General features: G+C 35.4%; 1 protein-coding gene and 2 pseudogenes. 2 read left to right on the top strand and 1 reads right to left on the bottom strand.

What is annotated here, in order from left to right; genetic code table 11:
* Window positions 1-191: pseudogene (locus F6K13_RS25535) on the top strand (hypothetical protein); the annotation flags it as partial.
* Window positions 192-283: 92 nt separating this feature from the next.
* Window positions 284-478, top strand: a pseudogene (locus tag F6K13_RS35420) (glycosyltransferase); the annotation flags it as partial.
* 81 nt (window positions 479-559) lie between these two features.
* Here the strand turns inward: F6K13_RS35420 and ftsH are convergent.
* Window positions 560-2,419, bottom strand: a complete 1,860-nt coding sequence (ftsH, locus tag F6K13_RS25530; protein ID WP_124144170.1) for an ATP-dependent zinc metalloprotease FtsH — start codon at window positions 2,417-2,419, stop codon at window positions 560-562.
* Window positions 2,420-3,141 lie beyond the last annotated feature (722 nt).

Here is a 3,141-nt window from a genome sequence, read left to right as displayed (position 1 = left end):
GTGGAAGTCCACGATATTATTGTTCTGAATGCCGAGAAACTTTTCCTGCGGAATGCTGCGCAAACACCAATACTTTTGACACCCTGTACTATCGTAGAAAAATTCAACCAGAACAAATGCGTATGCTTCTACAAACTCATGTTGAGGGCAGTAGTTTAAAAGGCATTAGTGGAAAGCGTGAATCTGGCTGATTGATTAGTTTATCAAAAGTTGATAGTGTAAAATAACAAACTTACTCTAACTATGAGTTAATTATAGTTGACTATCGGTCGAGCGATCGACATCCATTGTTCAATCTTATAAAGATATCAAATATATTTTAGGTAAAGGTAGCGGTGCTTCTTACAACGCAGGAATAGATGCTGCTAATGGCGAATTAATTACTTTTTTAGACTATGATGATTTCTGGAAAAAAAATAAATTAACTGTTTCTGAAATAGTTTATTATTTTTTCCTTCTGGTAGTTTTGCGAAACTAAATAACATGAGTATAAAAGCCCAGTTTATCAAAAACCAAGCTTCTATCTCCTCTTTAATATTCCTGTCATTAAGAATTTTACTTAGCTCAAATGAAGCTGCTTTTCCCAAGGCGATCGCGCCCGACCTAATAACTTATATAACTCCTCACCTTCTATCACTTCTTGTGCTAAAATTTGCTGAGAAATCTTTTCCAACAAATCTCGATTATGGTTCAAAATATCTAAAGCTTGTTGATGAGCTTTCTCTACAATTTCCTTCACTTCATTATCAATAGCTTCAGCAGTTTTTTCACTCAATAAACGACGGGAATTAATCCCACCATTCGCCAAAAATCCTCCTTTACCACTCCGTTCATAAGCTAAAGGTCCTAATACTTTACTCATGCCATAAGTAGTTACTATTTGTTCGGCCAAATCAGTAGCTTTTTGTAAATCTCCAGAAGCTCCAGTAGTAACATTTCCAAATATAATTTCCTCCGCTGCACGTCCTCCTAAAAAAGTAGCAATTTGCCCTCTAATTTCTTGTTCATCTTTTAAAAATCTATCCTCAGTAGGAAGTTGCAAAGTGTAACCTAATGCTGCCATTCCTCTTGGCACAATTGATATTTTTTCCACCTTACCACTACCAGGCATTATCGCCCCAACTAAAGCATGACCAACCTCATGATAAGCCACTATTTTCTTTTCGCGATCGCTCAAAACTCTACTTCTTTTTTCTAAACCAGCAATTACTCTTTCAATAGCTTCAGCAAAGTCTTTTTGTGCCACAGTTTGCCTTTGATTTCTAGCAGCTAATAAAGCAGCTTCATTAACAAGATTAGCTAAATCTGCACCGCCAAAACCAGAAGTTCTCACTGCTATTTTATGTAAATCTACATCTTCTCCTAATTTAACTTTTTTGCCATAAATATTTAAAATTGCTTCACGACCAGATAAGTCAGGGCGGTCTACTAATACTTGTCTATCAAATCTTCCCGGACGTAATAAAGCAGCATCTAAAGCTTCTGGGCGGTTAGTAGCAGCTAAGATAATAACTGTTAAATCTCCAGCACCAAAACCATCCATTTCTGTTAACAATTGATTGAGAGTTTGTTCTCGTTCATCATTACCGCCACTGTGAAAATTTCCACTGGTTCTTGACTTACCAATTGCATCTATTTCATCAATAAAAATAATACAAGGAGCTTTCTTTTTTGCCTCTTTAAATAAGTCACGAACTCTAGCAGCACCAGTACCAACAAATAACTCTACAAATTCCGAACCAGATATACTAAAAAAAGCTACTCCTGCTTCTCCTGCCACTGCTTTTGCTAATAAAGTTTTACCTGTTCCAGGAGGTCCGACTAATAATAAACCTTTAGGAATTCTGGCTCCAATTTCAGTGAACTTTTGAGGTGATTTTAAGAAGTCTACAATTTCTGTTAATTCTGTCTTTGCTTCTTCCACTCCAGCAATATCAGCAAAGGTAATTTTATCTGATTCTCCTTCAACATAAACCTTCGCTTTATTCTTACTCATTGACAGAGCACCTTGAGAACCGCGATTCATAAAAAACTGAAATGCTAAGACTAATATGATAGGCGGAATTACCCAGTTTAAGAGAATAGCAACCCAGCGACTTTGAGGTGGTGCAGCTTGAAATAAAACTTTATTATCTTCTAAACGCTGAAGTAGTTGGGAGTCATTTATTGGAGTAGTAGTAAGTAAAGGTCCGGGTTTACCTTCTTCTCCTTTGAGACGATATAAAATTTTTTCTTCATCTACTTGAACTCCCACTACCTGTCCGTTTTCTACCTGTTGAATAAAGACACTGTAAGGAACACGAGGAGGTTTACGACGTGGCATTAATAAATATGCTGTTAATAATAGACCTGCCAAAATTAATAATGCACTGCCTATCTGACGCTTATTAGGATTTTTTGGTTTCTTTTTCAGACTCATATTTATTTGGATATAATTGTGAACTGTAGATTCAAATCGTCAAAAATTGAACGTTTATTTGAGACTAATAGTTTATTATAGCAGTTTGATAAATATTTGTTATAAATAACTAGGTTACTTCTTAGGAGTCAGGAGTCAGTAGTCAGGAGTCAGAATGAATGGCTTCAATATTATTTTTTAGGTCAGAAATTATCTTTTTATATCATGCTCGGACGGGTCAGTTTTAACGAAGTCAGAAGTCAGAAGTCAGATAGGGGAGTCGCCGGATTGGCGACGTACAGAAGTTCTTTTTGTAACGGGGATTTGAGCAATTATCCAAAAATATTTCGCCTTAAAAGGGGGGTTTTAGACCCATATTATTTTGATAAATAAAATTTAAGGACTAACAGTACCAAAGAAATACTGAAATTATCTTTACTTTCCTCCAATATTTCCTCTTTTCCTCTTTTCTTTCCTCCTGACTCCTGACTCCTCACAGCAGTTATTTATAAGTATTCAACCGAACATTATATTAGTTCAAGGGACATCTCCTATAAAATCTTTTAATCAGCCAAATTATTCGTAACATTTTTTTTTAAAATGGTATTAGACAGCAGTTTTCTAGCTGATAAGATACAAAATTTATTGATTTTAGGGAGTAGGGAATAGGGAATAGGGAATAGGGAATGAATAAAAATTATAGATTAGTCTTAAACTTTACCTCACTATCCTGAAATTTACTG

Source organism: Okeania sp. SIO2B9, assembly GCF_010672505.1.
Taxonomy (GTDB): Bacteria; Cyanobacteriota; Cyanobacteriia; order Cyanobacteriales; family Microcoleaceae; genus Okeania; species Okeania hirsuta.
The sequence above is the reverse complement of the archived record's forward strand: the minus strand, read 5'-3'. Positions and strand labels throughout refer to the sequence as shown.